A 21,402-nucleotide genomic window follows, 5' to 3' on the forward strand; every position below is an offset into this window, starting at 1 on the left:
TGGGTATGCAAAGAGGTCATGGCGTGGTCAGGCTGCGGCGGTGCTGGACTTGGGCTTGACACCCAACAGAAGGGTGAACGCACCCACCAGCATCCACGCGCCGAAGTAATACTGGCCGGTGGCGAGGCTGCCGGTAGTGCTGGAGAGCCAGCCCACCAGCATCGGGCTGAACACGCTGCCGATACCAGCCAGGGTGCTGAGCAGGGCGATGCCGGCCGCCAGTGCGGTGCCCGAAAGGAATTGCGCCGGCAGGATCCAGAACGGTCCGGTCAAGCTGAAGGTGCCCGCGGTCACCAGGGTCAGCATCGCCAGCGACAGGGGAATGCTGTTCTGCACCGAAGGCAGAGCGATCCAGCCGATGCCGGCGATGATGGCCGGAATGGCCACGTGCCAGCGGCGCTCGCCGCTGCGGTCGGAGTGACGGGCATTGAGATACTGGATGACGATGGCTGCAGCAAAAGGAATGGCCGAGAGCAGGCCCACCGTGGCGATGTCATGCACGCCGGCCTTGCGGATGATGGTGGGCAGCCAGAAGAACACCCCACCGGTGCCGACCAGCACGGCTACTCCCATGCCGGCCAGCCAGTACAGCTGAGGATTACGCAGCGCGTCGCCGAAGGAATGCCCGCCGCCCTTGAGTTTGGCGGCCTGGTCGGCCTGCATGTCGGCCGCCACCAGGGCGCGTTCTTCGGAAGTGAGCCAGCGGCAATGATCCGGCTTGTCATTCAGGTAGAAATAGGCCACCACGCCCAGCATGCAGGCCGGTAGGCCCTCGATGATGAACAACCATTGCCAGCCGCGCATGCCCGCCACGCCCTCGAAGGCGTGCATCAGCCAGCCCGAGAGCGGGCCGCCGATCAGTCCGGCCAGCGGGATGGAGGCGGTGAACAGGGCCGTGAAGCGTGCACGGCGCGACAGCGGAACCCAATAGGTGAGATAGAGCAGCATGCCCGGAAACAGTCCTGCCTCGGCGGCGCCCAGCAGCAGGCGCATCAGGTAGAAATGCGTGGCGGTCTGCATGAACGCCAGGGCGGCACAGAACAGGCCCCACAGCACCATGATGCGCAGCAGGGTCTTGCGCGCGCCGATCTTTTGCAGCCACAGGTTGCTGGGGACTTCGAAGAGGATGTAGCCCACATAGAAGATGCCGGCGCCGATGCCATAGATGGCATCGGTGAAATTGAGATCGGCCAGGAAGTGCAGCTTGGCAAAGCCGACGTTGGAGCGGTCGATGAAGGAGACCACGTACACCAGCATCAGGAAGGGCATGATGCGCCACAGGATCTTGCGGTAGGTGGCATCAGCCAGCGTGGCGCGGTCCGGCGCCATGAACTGCTGGCCGGCCTGCCCCAGGGATGGGGAATCAGCGTTGCTCATCGGGTCTCCTCGTTCATTGTTCTTTATCGATGCTGTTGGATGCGCCGGCCTCTTGCCTCATGTAAGGGGAGGGGGGAGGGGGAGCGGATCATTAAAATCATTAGGTCATACTTATGACCTTTTTGTGAGAATACCGTGCCGATGCTTCGCTGTCAAATCCGGACCGGGGATGTGGTCCGGTGCGGCGGTTATGTGAGCCCGCAGTACGATGCGCTCGGTCGCGTAGGTTATCAGGATCGTATGACCGCGTGGCTACCTTCGGAAGGCAGTGAAAAGATGGACAACGGCAGAGGCGCAACTCTGCGAGCAAATCAACATGTTATCGGCACAATCTACCTTCAAAGTCTTTGAAATTATGAGCCCGGGCGCTTTCACGATGCTTCGCCGCATGGAGAAGTAGGTCACGAGGCTATCTGACAAAGTCGGCGCAGCAATCCTACGGCGCTGAGCACACCTGGCCATTGCTCAAACAGAAACATAGCTGGGACTTCGCGGCTGATGAGATTTTTGACTCGTGTTTAGTAAGAATGTCGCCTAATCTCTTCAATATGCGGAAAACCCCTAAAGCCCAATATCGATCTACCGCTTATAGTTGACCTCGAAGCGATTGATGCTCATCGAAATCAATCGACACAGAAAACTCGTATTTTCCAGGAGGAAATATGTCTTATTCTCAACGTATGAAGATCGGTACAAAGCTGGCGTTGGCCTTTTCAGTTCTGCTGATTTTGACGGTATCGCTTGCGGGGATCTCGCTGTACAGCATCAGAACGCTGACCGTTTCAATCAAGGCAGCCGACGCGGTACAGGATCAAAAGCTAACCCCCCTCTATCTCGCCCGCGAGGCACTAGATCAAACGGGGCTTGCCGCGCGCAACGCGTATGTATTCCGCAGCGACGCCGATGCTCAAAAAGAGCTCGCCATTGTGGATGAGCAAAAGCAGCTATATTTGCAAGCGCTGAAACAACTTGAGCCACTCTTCGCCGGTGACAGGGACTTTGAAAAAGTGCGGTCTGGACTTCTGAATATGGCAGAGGAACTTAAGCGCCCTCGCATTTATCGGGAAAGCGGTAAATCCGAAGAGTTCCGCGATTTTCTGGTGAATGACTGTAGCCCACTTCGCCGTCAAATCGTTCTAGACATTAATAAGGTCATCTCGAAAGTAGAGGCCGAAGATGATAAGGCTCACGAGGTTACCAACGACATGGCGGGAAATGCTTCGCTAATAGTCATGATATTGACGGCAGTGGTAGCGATCATTTCGGCAATAGTCGCAATTGGCATCACGCGGGGTCTGTTGAAGCAGCTCGGCGGCGAACCCTCATATGCAGCGGATATCGCTCACCGGATCGCCTCCGGCGATTTGGCATCGGAAGTCAATACCAAAGCGGGCGACAATACGAGTCTCCTGTTTGCTATCAAGACAATGCGGGACAGCCTCGTCGCTATCGTCGGAAAAGTTCGGGAGGGTACGCACTCAATTGAGCAGGCCTCATCCGAAATAGCGTCAGGCAACCTAGATCTCTCCTCGAGAACCGAACAGCAAGCAGGAGCTCTTGAAGAAACAGCGTCGGCCATGGAGGAACTGATGGCGACCGTTAAGCAAAATGCTGAGAATGCGAAGCAGGCAAGTGAGCTTGCAATATCGGCGTCAGATGTTGCTAGCCAAGGCGGAGAGGTTGTCAGTCGTGTCGTCACTACCATGGAGGGGATCAATGACTCATCGAGAAAAATCGTAGACATCATCAGTGTCATCGACGGAATTGCGTTTCAGACTAATATCCTTGCGCTGAATGCTGCCGTGGAAGCGGCACGGGCCGGGGAGCAGGGGCGTGGCTTTGCAGTGGTCGCATCGGAAGTGCGGAGCTTGGCACAGCGTAGTGCGACCGCAGCAAAAGAGATTACCGACCTGATTAACGCCTCCGTGGGACAGATTTCGCAGGGGAGTAGCCTTGTGGAGCAAGCGGGGAGAACAATGGAGAACGTTGTGACGAGTGTGAAGCGCGTGACCGACGTAGTGGCCGAAATTTCGTCGGCAAGCCAAGAACAGAGTCACGGGATCGGCCAAGTCAATATGGCGGTAACGCATATGGATGAGGCGACTCAACAAAATGCTGCGCTAGTTGAAGAAGCTGCCGCAGCTGCCAATGCCATGATGGAACAAGCCAGTGCGTTGGCAGGCCTAGTGTCCACATTCAAGCTGGATGCATCAACTGCTCATACAGCAGACCTGATCGCGGGGACCTCGCGCGGCCGTACTGCCCAGCCCGTGATCATGACTCTGACGTGAGACCCATCTTTCCGTGAAAGAGCAATTCTTATATAAATTTTCTCTTGCTATTGCTGTCATTTCTATCTCATGGTGGCTGCCGCCAAGTCTGCGCGCGGCCACCCAAGGAAAAATGTCAATTTGTTGAATTGCGCTGAAAACTGACCCACTTTCTCCGGAAATTTGCATCCTAAGTTGACCCATGTTTAGACCACAATCCTGCTCATGACAGTGAGCGGGAGAACGGAGTGATAAACGTGGCCCTACGTGGAATTATTCGACGCTGGTACATCAGAGACCATATCTCAATCCGGGAAATCGCTCGCCGCCTAGACATCTCCCGGAATACGGTACGCCGTTATATCCGGTCAGACGCGATCGAACCAGCATACCCAGCAAGGCATTCGCCTAGCACCCTGAAACAGATGTTCCTGGATCTACAAGAGCTGGGATATAAAGGGTCGTACGACCGTGTCGCCGCCTTTGGTAGGCGGTGGAAGGTGGGTCAAATGGAGAGGGTCAAATCCGCGAGCAAATCAACAGATGCCAGTTGGCTCACGCCGTGAGCTGAGGCCCCAGAGCGAGTAAGGTCAATCTTTTCCCTGAAGTCCATTTTGCGCTAGGAACTGAGCGGGCCAGCCCTGACATTCCTGGCGGCACTTGTTCTCCCTCTGACATTCATTTTATTTGCTGGCGCACCGCAAGAGTCGCTGGGCACTTGGCTGACACTTCGCTGCAACACGCGTTATTCAGCAGATGAATGAAGACAAGAATATGCGCTGAAAAGAAACAGTAAAATAATTCGGTGACACAAATATGAGATGGAAATGAATAAACGGCGAAAACATCAAAACATCCTATGTTTATGTTTCAAAGACACCGTAATTTATGTCCGGGCGCTGCTGTTGCGATAATTTTTTGAATCCCGCAACACTTCGCCAACTACCAAGCATTCGTATAATTTGTATTATGTAAAATCTAGTTTGCAGCTTGCCTGATTAAGGCAAGCTGCTGCATGGTCCCGATGTCTCAACCAAGCCCGAATTCCTCGACATGCGCCGCCAGGCCGCTCTGGCATGCTGTAGCACGAACGTAACCACGCCCATGGCGGACATCGCTGGCTACGCGACGTGATTATCGAGTTGGCCTCAGACATGTAGCGTATTGACCTGTCAGTTCTTGCTTTCTTTTGTCAGGATCATGTCGTAGAGCGCCTGTGCCGCCGGCGAGAGGCGCGCCGACTTGCGCTTGATCAGCACCAGATTGCGGGACACCACAGGCTCCACCAGCTGGATCGTGCGCACATCAGGATAGGCTCCTTCCTGTACGGCCAGCCCCGGCACCACGGCGATGCCCACCCCCTGCGCCACCAGTCCCATCGCCGTTGAGCTGCGCTGCACTTCATAGAAAGAACGCAAGGCGAGGCGGTTGGCGTCCAGCACCGGATCGAGCAAGGTGCGATTGCCGCTCACCTCCCCTGCAAAGATCAGCGGATACGGCTTGAGCTGCGCCCAGGTGGCCCGGCGGCGCTTGGCCAATGGATGGGTGTGGTGGCAGATCAGCACGTACCGGTCCGTGGTCAATGAAACGCTTGCCAGCTCGGGATGATGTTCCCTGGCCATGTTGATGCCGAATTCGGCTTCCCGGCGCAGCACGGCGTCAGCCACGGCAGATGAGGCGTGATCGAGAATCTTGATGCGGTTGTGCGGATAGCGCGCGGAATACGCCTGCAGGATGCGTGGCAGGTACTGCACACCCACGGTGGGCACACAGGCGATGCAGACGTCGCCACGCCGCGCCATCCCGGTTTCCCGGATCTCCACCAGCGCGCCCGCCAGCTCATCCAGCAGCCGCCGGGCCTGGGGCAGGAAGTCCTGTCCGATGTCGGTGAGGGCAAGGGAGCGCGTGGTCCGCTCTATCAACGTGACACCCAGAAAATCCTCCAGCTTGCGCAAGCGCAGCGTCACCGCCGTCTGCGTTACGTGCAAGGCGCCAGCGGCTCCCTGGAAGCTGCCTTGATCGGCAATCGCAACAAACGCCTGCACACCGAGGATGTCGATTTTCATGAGTAAAACTTATTAATCTTTCAGATAATTTCATTTTACTGCTTCTCCGCCAGCACTCAAGATACAAGCCTCAAGCCAGCCAGGAGGGAGCCAGATCATGAACATCACCCTATCGGACGCGCAGCCAGATCATGAAGAACCGGCCGCAAGCGACGCCGTCGAGCCGCTCATCCTTGATCTTCTCGAATGGATAGGAGCCGATGGACGGCCTTACAGCGAAGTGATCGAACCTTGGCGAACCTCATGCCCTCGCCTGCCGGTCTGGGAAGACGCCAATGCGCGCGGCTATCTGGCACGCGTCCATGCATCTGGCGGCGTGGCCCGGATAAAGGTTAGCCAAGCCGGTGCCGCTCATCTGCAAGCCAGGCGAGGCAGACTGCTCAGCCTGACTCAACCTTCGCCACAGGAGCAATCCATGCAAACCTCTCCAGAATCCATACAAGCCCAGGTTCAATGGGACGTCAGCCAGTATTTGCGTTTCGGCGGCGAACGCCTGCGCCCGGCCCTGGACCTGATGTTGCATCTGCCCACGCAGAACCCCGCGCGCATCCTCGACCTGGGGTGCGGCACCGGCAACCTGACCGCACTGCTGCAGCAGCGCTGGCCACGGGCCGAGGTGCTGGGCGTGGATGGCTCCGATGACATGCTGGCCAAGGCGCGCCTGAACGTGCCGCAGGCCAGGTTCGTCGCTGCCGATCTGAATCATTGGGTGCCCGAGCACAAACTGGACCTGATCTACACCAATGCGACCCTGCAGTGGCTGCCCGATCATGCGCAGCTGTTCCCGCGGCTGCTGTCCTTCCTCAATCCTGGCGGTTGCCTGGCGGTGCAGATGCCGGTCATGCATGACGCGCCGTTGCGGCGCGCGCAGGTGGAGCTGGCGAGGTCACCCGCCTATGCCGATGTGCTGGGCGAGGTGTCGGAACGGCGCAATGTTCTGGAGGTGGGCCGCTATTACGACCTGCTGCGCCCGCGCGTGGCGACGCTGGACATCTGGCAAACGAGCTACCTGCACATCCTCACGGGCGCGGACCCGGTACTGGAATGGGCCAGCGGCAGCAGCCTGCGTCCCTATCTCGAGAAATTGGAAGGCGATCAATTGCAGGCCTTCCGCACCGAATATGCGCGCCGCATGCAACAGGCTTACCCGCCCAGCGCAGACGGCAGCACATTGCTGCCGTTCCAGCGCATGTTCATCGTGGCGAGCTTGCCTGGCTAAGATGGCACTACCACAAATGAAAACAGGGACCTTGCATGCAAGGTCCCTGCATCATCAACAGCAAGCCTCAGGGCGCTACCGGCGCTAAATCAGCGTTGACGCAGCCAGCGCACGTAGCCGTCCCCGATACGCTGCACCACCGACACCAGCAAAATCAGCACCGCAATGACGATCACCATGACCTGCGTATCGAACCGCTGATAGCCATAGCGGATCGCCAGATCTCCCAAGCCGCCCGCGCCCACCGCACCGGCCATGGCCGAAGAGCTGATGAGGGCCACCAGTGTGATCGTGAATCCGCCCACGATGCCGGGCAGAGCCTCGGGCAGATAGACATGCCGCACGATGTCCCATTTCTTGCAGCCCAGTGCCTGCGCTGCTTCGACCAGACCAGGATCAACCTCGCGCAAGCTCACCTCGACGATGCGCGCAAAGAAGGGCGTGGCGCTGATGGCCAGCGGCACGATGGCGGCCCAGACGCCGATGGTGGTGCCCGCCACCAGGCGCGTGAGCGGAATCAGCGCCACCAGCAGAACGATGAAGGGCGTGGCACGAAAACCATTGATGATGCTGCCCAATACCCGGTGCACGCGCGGCGAGGCCAGGAAGCCGCCCGGCGCCGTCACGATCAGCAGCACCGCCAGCGGAATGCCCGCCACCAGCGCCAGTGCGCCCGAGATGCCGACCATCTGCAGCGTATCGACCAGCGCATTGCCGTAGCGCTCGATGGGAATGGAAAGACTAAGTTCGAGTGACATATCCCAACTCCTTGATGTGATGCGCAATCGCCGTGGGTCCCTGCGTCAGGGCCTGCCAGTCTGGTGATCCCGTGACGTCGGCCAAGGCGATGTAGAGCTGACCGTGGGTATGTCCCTGGATGCGCTCCACGCTGGCCTGCAGCAAGCGCGTCTTGCCACCCAGCGCCTGCGCCACGCGCAACAGATCAGGCTCCAGGCCATCCCCGCCACGGTATTGCAATTGCAGAATGCGCTCATGCAGCCCGGACGGCGGCACGGTCTGCAGCTGGTCCAGCAGTTCCGGCGGCAGGCCTTGCTGCAGTGGCGCCAACAAAGCTTGCGTGGCTGGATGGGCGGGATTACCGAACACCTGCCACACCGGTCCCAGCTCGGCGATGCGCCCCTGCTCCAAGACCAGCACCTGGTCGGCGATCTCGCGAATGACGCTCATTTCATGCGTGATCAGAATCACCGTGATGCCCAGCTTGCGGTTGATGTCGCGCAGCAGTTGCAGGATGGCGTGGGTGGTTTCCGGGTCCAGCGCCGAGGTGGCCTCGTCGCAGAGCAGGATCTCGGGCCCGCTAGCCAGGGCGCGCGCGATGCCCACGCGCTGCTTCTGGCCACCGGAGAGGCGGCGCGGATAGGTATCGGCCTTGTCCTCCAGGCCAACCAGGGCCAACAGTTCGCGCACCCTGCCCTCCACCTGCTGGCGCGGCACGCCGGCCACGCGCAGCGGCAAGGCGATGTTGTCAAAGACGGTCTTGGCCGAGAGCAGGTTGAAATGCTGGAAGATCATGCCGATGCGCCGGCGCAATTGCACCAGTTGCGCATCGTCGAGGGTCGCGATATCCACCCCATCGACTTCGATGCGCCCGCTGGTGGGCGTCTCCAGCCGGTTGATGGTGCGCAGCAGGCTGGATTTGCCGGCCCCGCTGCGGCCGATGATGCCGAAGATGCTGCCGGGCGCAATCTCCAGGTCGATGTCCTGCAAGGCCTGCACCGGGCCGGCCGATGAGAGGTAGGTCTTGCCGACCTGGCGCAAGGCCACCCTGCCCTTGGGACCGCTGCCGGGCCACGGGCCGCCGGGGGCCGAGGCCTGCGCGGCAGCATCATGCTCCGCCTCGGGACGGCTGGGAGCGGTCAAGGATTGTCTGGCCGTGATCGAGAGTTCCATGCGGTTTCCTTCCGGGACGGGTGCGGCGGTTTCAGGGCTTCTGCCAGGCCAGCGTGTAGAGACGCTTGTCGCTGTTGAAGGCACGATGGATGTCGGCCTTGACGGTCTCCGAGTTCTGGTAGATGCGGATGAATTTCTGGATCACCGGATCATTCACGCGGCTGGCCTTGGTGACGAACTGGATGGCGAAACGGGCATCCTCGATACCGGAATAGGCCAGGCCGCTGGAAGGATCGAAGGCCTTGGCCGCCACGATGAAGTGCGGATAGCCCTGGGCCAGGTCGACATCCGGCGTGATGCGCACCAGCTGCGGGCCTTCCACTTCGACGAAGTTCAGCTTCTTGGGGTTCTCGACGATGTCATTGAGACTGCCCAGGTAGCCGACGTTGGGCTTGAGCTTGATCAGTCCCACACTCTGCAGCAACAGCAAGCCGCGCCCCTGGTTGACCGGATCGTTGGCGATGCCGACCTTGCCGCCCTGTGGCACCTGGGCGAAGGACTTGTGCTTGAGCGAATACAGGCCGACGTTGGCCAGGATGCCGGTACCGGCACTGGCCAGCTTGTAGCCGTTCTTCTGGATGGCATTGTCGAGGAAGGGCTGGTGCTGGAAATAGTTCAGGTCCAGGTCCCCTGCATCCACCGCCACATTGGGTGTGGTCCAGTCGGTGAATTCGACGACTTGCACGTCAATGCCCTGGTTCTTGGCCTCCTTGGCGGCCACTGCGATGGAGTCGCCATAGGCCCCAGGCACCACGCCGATGCGCAGCTTGTCGGCGGCGTGCGCCACACCGGCATGGGCAGAAAGGACAGTCAGGACGACCAGCAAATGACGGAAAAGACGGGAAGGCTGCATGCAGGGCTCCGGAAAAAATGGGTTTTGGGAAAAAATGTTCAGGTCGTGAATCAGCCGCTGGCAGCGTCGGCGCAACGGGAGGCCGCTGGAAGCGGGCTTGCGGCCGGCGAGGCACGAGAAGATCACTCGCCAGCGACATAAAGCTTCACTCAGGGCTTTTGCCAGGGCAGGCTGTAAAGCCGTTTGTCGTGTGCATAGCGCTCATCGATCTTGGCCAGCACGGCGGGCGATTGCTGGTACAGCGTGATGAATTTGCGGATGCGCGGGTCAGCGGCATTGCTGGTGCGCGAGACGAAAACGATCGCGAAGCGCTGGTCGTCCACGGTCGAATATTGCAGGCCGCTTTTGGCGATCTCCGGCTTGCCGGCGGCAACCAGATGCGCCGGGTAGCCCTGTGCCAGATCGACGTCATCCAGAGCGCGGACCAGTTGCGGACCTTCGATTTCCTTGAAATCCAGTTTCTTCGGGTTGCTGGCGATGTCAGCCAGGCTGGCCTTGGCGCCCACACCGGGCTTGAGTTTGATCAGTCCGGCGCGTTCCAGCAGCAGCAGTCCCCGGCCCTGGTTGACGGGATCGTTGGCCACGGCGACGGTGGCACCGTCCTTGAGTTGCGCCAGGCTCTTGATGCGGGTGGAGAACAGGCCGATGTTGGGCAGGACGCCATAGCCGGCAATCGCAAAGGCGTAGCCACGTTCACGGATGGCGTTTTCCAGGAAGGCGGTGTGCTGGAAGTAATTCAGGTCGAGGTCGCCGGATTGCAGGGCGACATTGGGCGTGGTCCAGTCGGTCATCTCGACCACGCTTACCTCCAGTCCCTGCCGCTTGGCTTCTGCTGCGGCCACTTGGATGGAGTCGGCGATCACGCCGGGCGTCACGCCGATGGTCAGGGCTTGAGCGTGCGAAAACGCTGCGCTCAAGGCCAGGATGGCACCGGCCAGAGTCTGCGGAAACCGGAAGCGGCGAATGAAGTTCTTTACGTGCATGACCTGATCGTGGAGTCGTTCAATGGAGGCAGCGGACACGGCCTCGAAAGCCGCCGCGAGCCCCGATTGTGGGCGATCAGATCATTTGGAGCTACAAAGTAAAACATGCTTGGATATCAGCTTTTTGCATGAGCCTTCATCGGCGGGCATGGCTGGCTGAATGGAAGTGCAGCACGGACGTGCAGCGAGCGCATACACGGCACCACTGCCCTGCCCCGGTATCAGCCGGGGTCGGTGCCTGGGTCTTTTGGTACCGGTGGCGCTGCCTTTTTATCCTGTTGCACAGCGGAGTGGTCGCGCCACTCTTTGAGCAGCGCTTCGTGCGTTTCCAGTCGTGCGCGTACCGCCGCCAGCTCGCGCTCGCCCTGCTGCCATTGCCGGCGCGCGCTGGCGGCCTCTTCTTCGGCACTGATGACCCGGGCCTGCAGTTGCGTCAAGGCCTCGTTCCTGGCAGCCAGTTGCGCTTCGAGCACGCGCTTCTCGGACGCCTGTTCCAGCAGGACCTCCATTTGTTGTTCACGACGCGTCGCCAGCGTGTGCTGTTCTGCCAGCGCCTGCCGCGCATGCGACAACTCGGCAATCAGGCGCACGCCTTCCTGATTGAGCCGGGTGACGTCCTCCTGGCGCACCACTGCATCCTGGCGCAACTGGCGCATTTCGGCTTGCAGGGTCTGGAGTTGTTGCTCGTGGCGTCGCTGGTCCTGGTCGCGCTGGTCCTTGGCGGCACTGCGGTAGTGTTCCAGGGCATCGCGGGCGTGCTGGTGCTTTTCTTCGAGCGACTGGCGGTGCTGTTCGTTTTCGGCCAGGCGTTCCTGCAAGGCAGCGAGCTTCACTTCCAGGGTGCGTGCCATGGCGGTTTGCTCCTGGCGTTCCTCGCGGGTTTTCTCATGGGCAGCGCGCTCGGCGATCAGGGCTTTTTGCGTCTGATCCAGACGCAGGCCCTGCTCGGCATGGGCGGCCTTCAGCAATGCCAATTCCTGCGCCAATCGGGCCGTTACGCTCTCGGTTTCGGCACGCACTGCCTTGACCTCAGCCCGGGCCTCCTCCTGCAACTGCACGGCGAGCCGCTCCACCAGGTCCTGCAGCGCCTCGCTGATGCTGCGCGGCTGGCCCTGGTCGCCCTCCTCTTCTTCCAATTCCTTCAGGTATTTGTGGATTGTAGTCTTGGAGCCGGTATTGCCCAGCTCGACCCGAACGGCATCCACCGACGGATGCCGGCCCAATGCCAGCAAGGAATCGCGCGCTTTCTTCACTTCCGATTTGTAGAGGCCGGTACGTGCCATGGTCCAGATCCGTTATTTGATGATGCATTACATAATACGTAATTACATAACATTATTGAAGAGAAATCGGAAATATTGCAAACAGATTTCACACATGATATTTGATGATTATCGAATCTGATCGCGTAAAATCCTCCGAGTCTGCCGTCACCCGTGTGTAATGAGCCCATGCCAGCCAAACCAGCGCCGTTGAATATCGATGACTATCTGCACGCCGCCACGCGTGACAACACTCGCCGCAGCTATCGTGCGGCCGTGAAGCATTTCGAAGTGGAATGGGGTGGTTTTCTGCCAGCCACGGCGGACAGCCTGGTGCGCTATCTCGCTGAGCACGCTGGCAAGCTGGCCCACAACACGCTCAAGCAGCGCATCTCCGCGCTGGGCCAGTGGCATGTGGACCAGGGATTCCCGGACCCGACCAAGGCTCCGGTCGTGCGCAAGATGCTGCGCGGGATCCTTGAACTGCATCCTGCCCAGGAAAAACGCGCCAAGCCGCTGCAGCTGGAGGCGCTGGAGCAGACCATCGCCCATCTGGAGCGCGAACGGGAACTGGCACGCCAGCAGGCGCGCTTTGCCGACCTGCTGCGGCATACGCGCGACAAGGCATTGTTGCTGATCGGATTCTGGCGGGGATTTCGCAGCGACGAACTGGCGCGGCTGGATATCGAACGCATCGAGGCGGTAGCAGGCGAAGGCATGCGCATCCACCTGCCTCGCACCAAGACCGACCGCAGCCTCAAAGGCAGCACCTACAAGACGCCGGCGCTGTCACGGTTGTGCCCGGTGGCGGCTTATCTCGACTGGCTGGCGGTGAGCGGCCTGAGCAGCGGACCGGTACTACGCGGCATCGACCGCTGGGGCCGCATCAGCGAAGAAGCGGTCAATGCGGCCAGCATCATCCCCTTGCTGCGACGGATCCTGAAATCGGCAGGGATTGATGATGCACATCTCTACAGCTCGCACTCGCTGCGGCGCGGCTTTGCCAGCTGGGCCAGCGCCAATGGCTGGGAGATGCGCGCCCTGATGGAATACGTGGGATGGAAAAACATTCATTCGGCTGCACGCTATGTGGAATCTCAGGATCCCTACCACCGCGCCATGCTGGAGCGTCTGCTGCCGCAGCAGACTGCGGCGCTCGGCACGCCCGATCAGGCCGAACCATAAACCACCGCGATCCCGTCTGGCCGGACTACTCGCAGTCCGGATTGCCGTGCGTTCTGACGCATTGCGCACGGGCGCAAGCGGCGATCACCTGGTTGCGGCCATATTCATTGATGTCGACCGTCACGTAGACGGGATATTGCTGGTACTCGGTACGCAGGATGTCCTGGCAGACCGTATCGGTCCGGTTGCCGTTGACCACCGAGCTGCAGCGCGTCTGCCCGGTCGGTACCTGGATGGTGCGGGTGCGCATTTCCATCCGCGTCTGCTGGATGATCGGGTACTGGGCATAGGCGGCCGGGGCGCACTGGCTCTCGGTGGCCCGATAGGCCTCGGTGGCGCAACCGCCAAGCGCCAGCATCACGGCCAGCCACGGGAGCACGGCGTAGGTTTTCATCGGTAAGGTCTCGTTGCTTGTTCTGTGGGCAGAGATTGTAGCCGCGCACGGGTCCCGGCACCATGACGCCGCGCAGCAGCACCTCCGGACGGGAGCGAAATCGGCAAGGACGTGCCGATGTTGCATGACATTCACATGGGCTCAGGCGAAAGTGAAGACTCAGCAACACAATCCGCTGCAGCTCCCCTATCCTTGGCGAGCCGCCGTCCCGGTGGCCCGCCAAGGCCAGCGTCGGCACCATAACCAGACCAACATCCAGAGACAGAGACCTTCATGAAACGATTCCTGCGCATTGCCCTTGCCTCGACCTTGCTCTCGGCCGCCGTAGCCCAGGCTGCGGATCGCCTGCCGGTGATCCCGCCCGATCAATACACGCCGGAACAGAAAAAAGCCGCCGATGAATTCCTGGCTGCCCGCAAGGTGCCGGTGTTCGGGCCCTTCGAACCGCTGATGCACAGCCCGCAAGTGATGACGCAGGCACGCTCGATGGGCGACTACTTGCGCTACAACTCGGCCATCGGCAATACCCTGAGCGAACTGGTGATCCTCATCACGGCCCGTGAATGGACTCAGGATTACGAGTGGTACGTGCACTACCCCATCGCCATCAAGGCCGGCATCAAGCCGGAAGTGGCGGCGGCCATCGCCGACGGCCGCCGTCCCGAGGGCCTGAGCGAGGACGAGCAGATCGTCTATGACTTCTCGCTCGAACTGCATCGCAACAAGCGCATCTCCGATCCGACCTTCGCCCGCGCCGAAAAGCGTTTCGGCAAGAAGGGCGTGGTCGATCTGACCGGCATCAATGCCTATTACACGCTGCTGGCCATGCAGATGAACGCGGCGCAATACCAGGCACCGAAGGAGGCCAAGCGGCTGGTGCGCTTCCCCGAGTAAGCTCACCTGCCTGCACCGGAGCGGCACTGCGCAGGTTGGCTGTAGCGCTCCGGCCCTTCCCTGCGCCTTGGATGATCATGGTGCGTCGACGTATCCCTTGCGCAGCTTTTCGGCGACCAGTTTTTCCATCTCGCGTTGTGCACGCTCTTCCGATTCATGCGACTTGATCAGGCGCTGACCTTGGGTCCCGGTCCGGCCGTAAGTGACGGTCAGCTCGGCACCCGACCGGCTGATGTTCCAGAACTTGCTGGAACTCCCCTGCGCATAGGAAAGCGCACGGCTCTCGGCGGCGGCACCGCTCGCAGCGGTCACTTCCGACAACTCATCGATGGCAACATGCGCGGTCGGTGTGGCTGTTGACTCGGCGGGCTGCTCGCCCGGAGCGGCGTTCTGCTCCGGCAACACCGCCTCCTCTCCCTCGGCCAATATCCGTTCGATGCGCTCGATCACCGCAACCGGATCGCGCAACCAGTCACGTCCCGGCAGGTCCAGCACTTTCCATCCGAAACTGCGCAGGATGGCCGGACGGAAGACGTAGCGCTCCACCGTATCGGTGACCGCCTGCGCGGGATTGTCGAGCAGGATGGCCAATGCATAGGTACCTTCCTCGCCCTCGATGGCGAGATCGCAGCGGAACTGCGACCGTCCGACCTGCAGCTGGACCCGGTGCCCGCGCTGGCGCAGGGCCTGAGCCAGTGCATCGCGGATGCTGTCTGGCTGCAGCTCGGCGGCAAAGGCCTTGCGCGCCCCCTGGTTGAGCGCGCCCAAGATGGTCTGGGCGTGATCGAAGCGGCCGGTGGCGCTGGCCTGCGCAAATTGCAGGAAGCTACGCAAGGCTGCCGCACCGTCGTTGTGGACGTTGGTGATGGCGTCCGCCTGGATCGAGGTCACCACCGCCATGCGATGGCGTGCCCGGCTGAAGATCACGTTGAGCCGCTTCTCGCCGCCGCGCTGGTTGATCGGGCCGAAGTTCATCAGCATTTTGCCGTTGGAGCCGGGGGCGTAACAGATGCTGAGGATGATGACGTCACGCTCGTCGCCCTGCACGTTTTCGAGGTTCTTGATGAAGAGGCCATTGAACTGGTCGTCGTCCTCGCGCACGTATTCGCGCTCCAGACGGGTACTGAACTCCGGATCTTCAGAGGCCAGCGCCTCCAGCGCCGCTTCGATGGTGCTTTGCTGGGCTTCGGAGAACGCCACGATACCCAGGCTCAGGCCGGTCTCGCGATTGAGCATTTCCCGCACGGCCTGGGCGATGTAGCGCGCCTCGGCTTGATTGCTGCGATCGGCGTAGACCCCGTCCTCCAGCCAGTGGAAGCTGACCGGGCTGCCCATGAGCAGGTCGGCGGCCAGCGTACCGGCATCGTCCTGGTCCGAGCGCGGGCGCGGCAGTTGCTCCAGCGGGCGTTCACGCAGGCGGTCCGGAATGGTGACCAGACGGCCGTCATAGAAGGCCGCATTGGAGAAGCTGATCAGGGTCTCATGGCGGCTGCGATAGTGCCAGGCCAGCAGTGTGGCGGGCAGATTGCGGGCTGCCTGGTTCAGCAGGCTGTCGGAATCCAGATTGATGGCGATGCGCTCCCCATCCTCTTCCACCAGGATCTCGTCTTCCTCGCCGCTGCCGGCCGCCGAGAAGAAACTGGTCGGCGGCAACTGCATCTCGTCGCCCACCACGATCACCTGCTGGGCGCGGCTCAGTGCCGGGATCGCCTCTTCGGTAGGAATCTGGCTGGCCTCGTCGAAGATGACGACGTCGAACAGCGTGCTGCTCAAGGGCAAGGTATCTGACACCGACAGCGGACTCATCAGCCAGATCGGTTTGAGGTCATTGATGACCGCGCCGGTCTCATCATCGGCCAGGTCACGGATGGAGCGATAGCGCATGCTCTTGCCGAACTCATGTTCCAGTTCGCGGCGGCCGGTGGCGTATTGCTTCTTCAGGGCCTTGCCCTGGGTATCGAGCTGCGTGGCCGAGAGCCCGGAAAGGCGTACATGCTCGCTGAACTGTCCCTGCAAGGTGGCCTTGATCGCCTCGGCATTGATGTCCAGCAAGCTGCGCTGGGCCTGGGCTACCGCGCGGGTCGCCAGCGCCAGGTCGGTGCCGCTGAAGCGTTCCAGCACCGGATGGGCGCGCCCCAGGCGACGCCAGGCCTCATCCGCCACCAGGGCTTCCAGCGCCAGCGGATCGGCATGCACGCCAAGTACCGTCGCAGCGTAGGTGGCGTCAGCGTCATGGACCGCCTGCAACAGCGGCAGCAGGTCCGGCAAATCTTCCAGGGCTTCGCGCAGATCGCGGAACAGCTCGCCTGTCTGTTCCAGATTCCGTTGATCCCGAGCCGAAAGCGTCGAATCGACCAGTGCTGCCAGCGCCTGCACATCGTCATGCGCACCCGCCAGACCCATCACCAGCGCAGCCGGATCCCCGGCGCGGCGCAGATGATCGACCAGCGCTTGCAGACCGGCCGGCGTGTTCATGCGGTTCCTGAGCGTTTCCAGGGTCTGCAGGAACTGCTGCATGTCACTGGCCCCATAACGTCGACGCGCCTCCTCCTCCGTCGCAGCCAGCCGTGACAGCGCCTCGTGTTCGGCCTTCAGTTGCGTCAGGACGGTGGCATAGCCGGGGTGCAAAGCATGCTGGCTGAAATCGTAGCGACGCTTGAGTTCTCCGCGCAGACGCCACCAGGCAGGCTTGAACCAGCGCGAGAAGGATGATTCCATCTGGCCGGCCAGCCGCAGCGCGGTCTCGGTATCGTCCGCCCGCAGCTTGTCGCGCCAGTGGCCGGTGACCGACTGGGCTGCCGTCACGGCTTGCTGGCGTTGTGCCATCGCTTCGCGCCATTGCGACAAGGCCGCCTGGCCAGGTGAAGCAGGATCCAGCAGATCCAGATGGCGCGCCAGGCCGCTGTCGACCAGGCGCTTGCTTTCGGTGACGACCTGCTGCGCGGCCTTCAAAGGGGTGTCGGCGACGATCGGACTTTGGCTGCTTTCCAGCAAAGACGTCAGACGCCCGAGGATGGCATCGACCGCATCACAGCGACGCTCCAGTTCCGCCACCACCCCTTGCTGGCGCAAGACCGTGGCAGAGAGCGTGGCAAAGGGATGGGTGGCCGGCACACTGGTGCCAAAACGTTCCTGCATGACGCCCTGCAAGCGCCGGGTCAGCTCGCGCTGCCCGTCCCACAGCGTCCACGCGCACAAAGCTTCACGTACCGCTGCACCCACGTCCAGTGGCGGCGGCAGCTCGGCCAGCCGCCGCAACAGGCTGCGCACGCTCAGGCCGACACTCTCCGGCACCATTGCCATGGCTTGTTCGAACTGGTCGATGTGCCGCTGCTGCTCCTGCAAGCCTGCCGCCACGCCGGCGCGCCGGGCGCGCAAGCGCTCACCCTCAGGCGGCTGGGCGATCCACTGCTCATAGCATTGCTTCAGATCGGCGATGAAGGCCTTCTTGTCGGCCTGTGAGTCGTGGATCAGGCAGCACAGCTGCGCCAGCCCGCTCTGCTTGAGACGGTGGAACACCACATCCAGCGCCGCCCGTTTCTCGCAGACGAACAGCACCCGCTTGCCCTGCCCGGCATAATCGGCAATCAGGTTGGTGATGGTCTGCGATTTGCCCGTGCCGGGCGGCCCCTGGATGATGAAACTGCGCTGCGTGCGCGCCAGTTGCACGGCGGCGTTCTGGGTCGCATCCGAGGACACCACGTTCCATTGCTCGGAGGGGGCCAGCGGTGCCGGCGGGCTGGTATCGAGCTCGCGTGGCTGGATCGAGAAGATGCGATCAAAGGCTGGATTGCCGTTGGCGTCCTCCAGCAGCTGGGCATAGTCGCGCACCAGCGACATTTTCCTGTAGTTGAAATTGGCCAGCGTTACCTGGGTGAGATCCAGATCCCAGGCGTAACGATGCCCGCTGGATTCCTCCAGAACATAGCCGGCCCGCTCTTCCTGCTGCTCGCTGACGGCCGCTTCGCTGGTGGCCACCATCTGCGGGCGGCGCAGCGTGGCACCGGCCTCAAAGCGCTGCGGCAGCTCGCTGGGACGCACATAGTGCTCGAACAGCGCCTTGCCCAGCGGACGATAGTCATCACGGGCATAACTGTAAGGCGGAAGCCATGACGTGGCCCGGCTGCGCTGCGCACCGCCACCCGGGCGGCGGCGCGTGTATTGCTGCATGCGTTGCATGGCCTTCTGCCGCACCAGCCGCACCGAGGCCTTGTCGACCAAACGTAACTCCACCGCCGGTTCGGACTGGTGGATCTTGTTGCGCAAGTCCTCGTGGATCTGCTGCAGGGAGGTCTTGGCCAGGTCGATGGTTTCAGGCAGCGCGATGTCGTACAGCTGGGACAGGCAGTGGCGCAGCACCGGATTGAATTCGGCTTCGGAAGTACTGCACTGGATGAGGTACTGATCCCGCACGCCCTTGCGCTTGACCAGCTCCACCGGCAGCCACAGCAGCGGCGAGACGATACGCTCATCAGGCGCTTCCTTGAGGTTGTGCCAGCGCAGGAAAGCCACCACCAGCCGCAGGTTGCTGAAGCCGAACTCGGCACGGTCGTGGCGTGTCTCGGAAATCAGCTTGTCCAGCGTGGCGGGCAGATAGAGCTGGTCATCGAAGCGCAGCCAGTTCTGCAGGGAAATCGGCTTGCCCGCCACCAGTTGTTCGGCGAAAGGGCCGCCCCAGGTACAAATCTGTTCCGGCTTGATGCTGTCGACGTTGAGCATCAGGGGTACGCTGGCCACCGTCAGGTTGACGTTGGCACTGGTGGGGCGGAAATACAGCAGCCGGTTGCGGCGGGACAGGTCGAACAGGCGATCCCGCAGGTGCGACAGCACGGCGATGCGGCGCGGGGCCACCCCATCCTTGCCCGCCAGCGCCCGTTCCACATCCAGCGCCACCGGCTGGTCGCGCCAGGTACGCAGGCGCAGCGCCAGCGCAGCCACATCGGTGGCGCGATCATGGCGGTTCAGTTCGGTCATCTCGACGATGACGCTGGCGATGATGGGAGACAGCTTGTCGTGCAGCTCAAACAGATTGTGACGGTGCTGCACGAAGAGGCGCAGGTCGTCCTGCTCGGCCAGGTCCAGCCCGCAGGCCAGCCCGCCAAGCAGCATGCCGAGCTGGAACACATCGGTGATTTCATCATGATGGCCCAGCGCGATTTCCCAGCTCTTCGGACCGCTCAGGTAGACCGGCCGCGTCATCCGCGCGGATTCGTCCTCGAGCAAGGCCAGATCGTGCTGGGTGCGCAGGCCGTCGGAGTGATGATCAAGCTGCAGCGCACCCACGATGGACAGGCCCGAAGACAGATGCGGTTGCAAAGCATGGACGGCATCGATATTCATCTGCGGGGCTTGACCCGCCGGATGCCGCAGGGACAGTCCGCCTTGCTGATCCACCAGCAGCGTCTCTTCGCTCAGTGCGGCGACCCGGCCCTGTGAATGCAGTTCTGCGACCTGCGCAAAGAGCGGCAGCATCAGCACCAGCAGGTCATCGTTGGAGAGCAGCTTGCCGGCTTGCGCATCGATCAGCTCGCGCAGGCTGGCCGATGCGGCCGGGGAGGATGGGTGTTCACTCATGCTGCGGCCTCCTTGGCCAGTTGTCGCTTGTATCGGTCCAGTTCGCGCTTGCCGAAGCCAGCCTCGCGTTTGAGCAGTTGATGCAGATGGTCCAGCGTCGCCAATGCTTGCGCGATCACGCCGGCACGCAGCAGGACCGGTTCCTGCTGGTCCGGATCGGCCAAGGCCAGATCGAGCATCAAGGCCGTCAGGTAATGGCGCACGGGTTCATCGGCGTGTTCCGGGGCAAAGGCTTGCGGTGTGACGGCGGGTTCATCCTGGTGCCAGTCGGGGAACATCAGCTCTATCTGCGCCTTCACCGTCTCGCTCAGGAGCTCCGTCCCGGCAAAGAAGTGCGCCAGGAATCCGCGGGTCATGCCTTGCAGCCGGTGCTGGCCAGGCAGGTCCAGGCCGCGCAGCGCCAGCGGCCCCTGCAGACGCTGCTGCAGCCACGGGCCGAGTTCTTCGCTGCCTTCCCACCAAAGCTGCAGGGCGCGGGCGCGCATGAATACTTCCGGATGACTGGCCGCCTCACTGGCACCGGTCTGCTGCGCATCGACCTCGGCCGCCTGCCGCAGATAGGCGGCCGCATCGACCTGGCGGATGCCGGTATTGAGCTTGACCAGCGAGGAAATCGCGGGGTCCGGCGAGCCGCAGGCGATGGCCGCACCGCGATCAGCGAACAGTTCGGTATGCAGCGCGTAGCGACGCCAGGTTTCGCTGAAGGAGGCGGCGGCACCCGGAGCCGCGCTGGCATCGGAGAGGATGCGTTCGGCCTGCAGGAACGCCCCCTCCTCCTGCGACCAGAGCACGTAATGCGCAAGTTCATGCCCGAAGACGGCCAGCAGTTCCTGTTCGGACAGGCGCGCCAGGAGGTCGCCCTGCACGATCAGGTGAACCTCACCGGGCACGAACACCAGCGAGGCATTCATCTCCGTCCCGGCCGACTGGTACAGGGTGGCCGGTACCTCCACGTTCAAGCCCAGGCGCTGCCGCGCCAAGTCCAGTGTGGCGTGAATCTCGGGATGGGCCGCTTGGTCGATGCGGTAAGTGTTGCGCAACAGTGCCGTGCGCAAGGATTCGCGCTGCTCTGCATGGTTGGTCCGGGCGGCCGCCCAGCGCCAGACTTCGGGCTCGTGCGCGCGCAGATGGTCGATGACGGCGAGGTGATAATCAAGCGGAGTCAGCCCCCTGAGCTCCTGCGTCGTGGGATTCATGCAAGCCCTGTCGGTCGTAAATTTTTGTGACGATTCTACAGGGAAACACCAACATGCTGCATACCCACACATGCTGAACTGAAGCACAAATAACGCTACAGGGCGGCGCGAACCCGGTAGCGTTTTATAAGCATGCTTGCGTCAGGATCTTAAAATCGCGCGCGACGCGGCTCACGGGCATCTGCCCACAAGACAGTCCGCCAGCGCCGGTGGGAGCA

The 21,402-nt window shown here is 61.7% G+C and carries 15 protein-coding genes; 5 read left to right on the plus strand and 10 right to left on the minus strand.

Annotation, left to right across the window (positions count from 1 at the left end; genetic code table 11):
* Positions 1 to 27: 27 nt before the first annotated feature.
* Entirely contained in the window at positions 28 to 1,377 is a 1,350-nt protein-coding gene (locus MKD49_RS08485) for an MFS transporter (protein ID WP_252696065.1), read from the minus strand.
* Positions 1,378 to 2,039: 662 nt separating this feature from the next.
* Between MKD49_RS08485 and MKD49_RS08490 the strand changes: the two genes are divergently transcribed.
* Together MKD49_RS08490 and MKD49_RS08495 are read left to right on the plus strand one after the other, a co-directional pair.
* A complete protein-coding gene (locus tag MKD49_RS08490) occupies positions 2,040 to 3,668 on the plus strand; it encodes a methyl-accepting chemotaxis protein (RefSeq protein WP_252696066.1) in 1,629 nt (542 codons plus the stop codon).
* A 236-nt stretch (positions 3,669 to 3,904) separates the two neighbouring features.
* A complete protein-coding gene (locus tag MKD49_RS08495; protein ID WP_371925464.1) occupies positions 3,905 to 4,213 on the plus strand; it encodes a winged helix-turn-helix transcriptional regulator in 309 nt (102 codons plus the stop codon).
* A gap of 606 nt (positions 4,214 to 4,819) precedes the next feature.
* On the opposite strand, the gene MKD49_RS08500 is transcribed toward MKD49_RS08495, so the two are convergent.
* Positions 4,820 to 5,713, minus strand: a complete 894-nt coding sequence (locus MKD49_RS08500; protein WP_252696067.1) for a LysR family transcriptional regulator — start codon at positions 5,711 to 5,713, stop codon at positions 4,820 to 4,822.
* Positions 5,714 to 6,128: 415 nt separating this feature from the next.
* Here MKD49_RS08500 and MKD49_RS08505 point away from each other — a divergent pair, with 415 nt between their 5' ends.
* Positions 6,129 to 6,932 (plus strand): methyltransferase domain-containing protein, encoded by an 804-nt coding sequence (locus MKD49_RS08505; protein WP_121040244.1) that lies wholly within the window; start codon positions 6,129 to 6,131, stop codon positions 6,930 to 6,932.
* 89 nt (positions 6,933 to 7,021) lie between these two features.
* Here the strand turns inward: MKD49_RS08505 and MKD49_RS08510 are convergent, their stop codons facing one another.
* The 5 genes from MKD49_RS08510 to MKD49_RS08530 form a co-directional block, all read right to left on the minus strand.
* The gene (locus tag MKD49_RS08510; RefSeq protein ID WP_039785741.1) at positions 7,022 to 7,690 is read right to left on the minus strand and encodes a methionine ABC transporter permease; all 669 of its coding nucleotides are present in this window, start codon (positions 7,688 to 7,690) and stop codon (positions 7,022 to 7,024) included.
* The gene (locus tag MKD49_RS08515; protein ID WP_252696068.1) at positions 7,674 to 8,843 is read right to left on the minus strand and encodes a methionine ABC transporter ATP-binding protein; all 1,170 of its coding nucleotides are present in this window, start codon (positions 8,841 to 8,843) and stop codon (positions 7,674 to 7,676) included. Before MKD49_RS08515 ends, MKD49_RS08510 begins: the two co-directional genes overlap by 17 nt.
* Before the next feature lie 31 nt (positions 8,844 to 8,874).
* Positions 8,875 to 9,696: a MetQ/NlpA family ABC transporter substrate-binding protein gene (locus MKD49_RS08520; RefSeq protein WP_121040230.1), complete on the minus strand. Its 822-nt coding sequence runs from the start codon at positions 9,694 to 9,696 to the stop codon at positions 8,875 to 8,877.
* A 149-nt stretch (positions 9,697 to 9,845) separates the two neighbouring features.
* Positions 9,846 to 10,679 (minus strand): MetQ/NlpA family ABC transporter substrate-binding protein, encoded by an 834-nt coding sequence (locus tag MKD49_RS08525; RefSeq protein WP_252696069.1) that lies wholly within the window; start codon positions 10,677 to 10,679, stop codon positions 9,846 to 9,848.
* Positions 10,680 to 10,900: 221 nt separating this feature from the next.
* Positions 10,901 to 11,962, minus strand: a complete 1,062-nt coding sequence (locus tag MKD49_RS08530; protein WP_252696070.1) for a DNA-binding protein — start codon at positions 11,960 to 11,962, stop codon at positions 10,901 to 10,903.
* A gap of 168 nt (positions 11,963 to 12,130) precedes the next feature.
* Between MKD49_RS08530 and MKD49_RS08535 the strand changes: the two genes are divergently transcribed.
* Positions 12,131 to 13,126 (plus strand): site-specific integrase, encoded by a 996-nt coding sequence (locus MKD49_RS08535; RefSeq protein WP_252696071.1) that lies wholly within the window; start codon positions 12,131 to 12,133, stop codon positions 13,124 to 13,126.
* Positions 13,127 to 13,151: 25 nt separating this feature from the next.
* On the opposite strand, the gene MKD49_RS08540 is transcribed toward MKD49_RS08535, so the two are convergent.
* Positions 13,152 to 13,520 (minus strand): hypothetical protein, encoded by a 369-nt coding sequence (locus MKD49_RS08540; protein WP_039788085.1) that lies wholly within the window; start codon positions 13,518 to 13,520, stop codon positions 13,152 to 13,154.
* Between the two features lie 273 nt (positions 13,521 to 13,793).
* Between MKD49_RS08540 and MKD49_RS08545 the strand changes: the two genes are divergently transcribed.
* Positions 13,794 to 14,414 carry a carboxymuconolactone decarboxylase family protein gene (locus tag MKD49_RS08545; RefSeq protein ID WP_252696072.1) on the plus strand — a complete coding sequence of 207 codons (621 nt, stop codon included), beginning with the start codon at positions 13,794 to 13,796 and terminating at the stop codon, positions 14,412 to 14,414.
* Positions 14,415 to 14,489: 75 nt separating this feature from the next.
* Here MKD49_RS08545 and MKD49_RS08550 read toward each other — a convergent pair whose 3' ends face one another.
* Positions 14,490 to 19,988 carry an AAA domain-containing protein gene (locus MKD49_RS08550; RefSeq protein WP_252696073.1) on the minus strand — a complete coding sequence of 1,833 codons (5,499 nt, stop codon included), beginning with the start codon at positions 19,986 to 19,988 and terminating at the stop codon, positions 14,490 to 14,492.
* Entirely contained in the window at positions 19,985 to 21,184 is a 1,200-nt protein-coding gene (locus tag MKD49_RS08555) for a M48 family metalloprotease (protein ID WP_252696074.1), read from the minus strand. Before MKD49_RS08555 ends, MKD49_RS08550 begins: the two co-directional genes overlap by 4 nt.
* Between the last annotated feature and the right edge of the window lie 218 nt (positions 21,185 to 21,402).

Source organism: Herbaspirillum sp. WGmk3, assembly GCF_023952535.1.
GTDB lineage: Bacteria > Pseudomonadota > Gammaproteobacteria > Burkholderiales > Burkholderiaceae_D > Herbaspirillum > Herbaspirillum huttiense.

Excerpts from the sequence above, each read along its gene's own strand:
- MKD49_RS08485 (WP_252696065.1), bottom strand. The coding sequence starts at position 1,377 with ATGAGCAACGCTGATTCCCCATCCCTGGGGCAGGCCGGCCAGCAGTTC.
- MKD49_RS08490 (WP_252696066.1), top strand. The coding sequence starts at position 2,040 with ATGTCTTATTCTCAACGTATGAAGATCGGTACAAAGCTGGCGTTGGCC.
- MKD49_RS08500 (WP_252696067.1), bottom strand. The coding sequence starts at position 5,713 with ATGAAAATCGACATCCTCGGTGTGCAGGCGTTTGTTGCGATTGCCGAT.
- MKD49_RS08505 (WP_121040244.1), top strand. The coding sequence starts at position 6,129 with ATGCAAACCTCTCCAGAATCCATACAAGCCCAGGTTCAATGGGACGTC.
- MKD49_RS08510 (WP_039785741.1), bottom strand. The coding sequence starts at position 7,690 with ATGTCACTCGAACTTAGTCTTTCCATTCCCATCGAGCGCTACGGCAAT.
- MKD49_RS08515 (WP_252696068.1), bottom strand. The coding sequence starts at position 8,843 with ATGGAACTCTCGATCACGGCCAGACAATCCTTGACCGCTCCCAGCCGT.
- MKD49_RS08520 (WP_121040230.1), bottom strand. The coding sequence starts at position 9,696 with ATGCAGCCTTCCCGTCTTTTCCGTCATTTGCTGGTCGTCCTGACTGTC.
- MKD49_RS08525 (WP_252696069.1), bottom strand. The coding sequence starts at position 10,679 with ATGCACGTAAAGAACTTCATTCGCCGCTTCCGGTTTCCGCAGACTCTG.
- MKD49_RS08530 (WP_252696070.1), bottom strand. The coding sequence starts at position 11,962 with ATGGCACGTACCGGCCTCTACAAATCGGAAGTGAAGAAAGCGCGCGAT.
- MKD49_RS08535 (WP_252696071.1), top strand. The coding sequence starts at position 12,131 with ATGCCAGCCAAACCAGCGCCGTTGAATATCGATGACTATCTGCACGCC.
- MKD49_RS08540 (WP_039788085.1), bottom strand. The coding sequence starts at position 13,520 with ATGAAAACCTACGCCGTGCTCCCGTGGCTGGCCGTGATGCTGGCGCTT.
- MKD49_RS08545 (WP_252696072.1), top strand. The coding sequence starts at position 13,794 with ATGAAACGATTCCTGCGCATTGCCCTTGCCTCGACCTTGCTCTCGGCC.
- MKD49_RS08550 (WP_252696073.1), bottom strand. The coding sequence starts at position 19,988 with ATGAGTGAACACCCATCCTCCCCGGCCGCATCGGCCAGCCTGCGCGAG.
- MKD49_RS08555 (WP_252696074.1), bottom strand. The coding sequence starts at position 21,184 with ATGAATCCCACGACGCAGGAGCTCAGGGGGCTGACTCCGCTTGATTAT.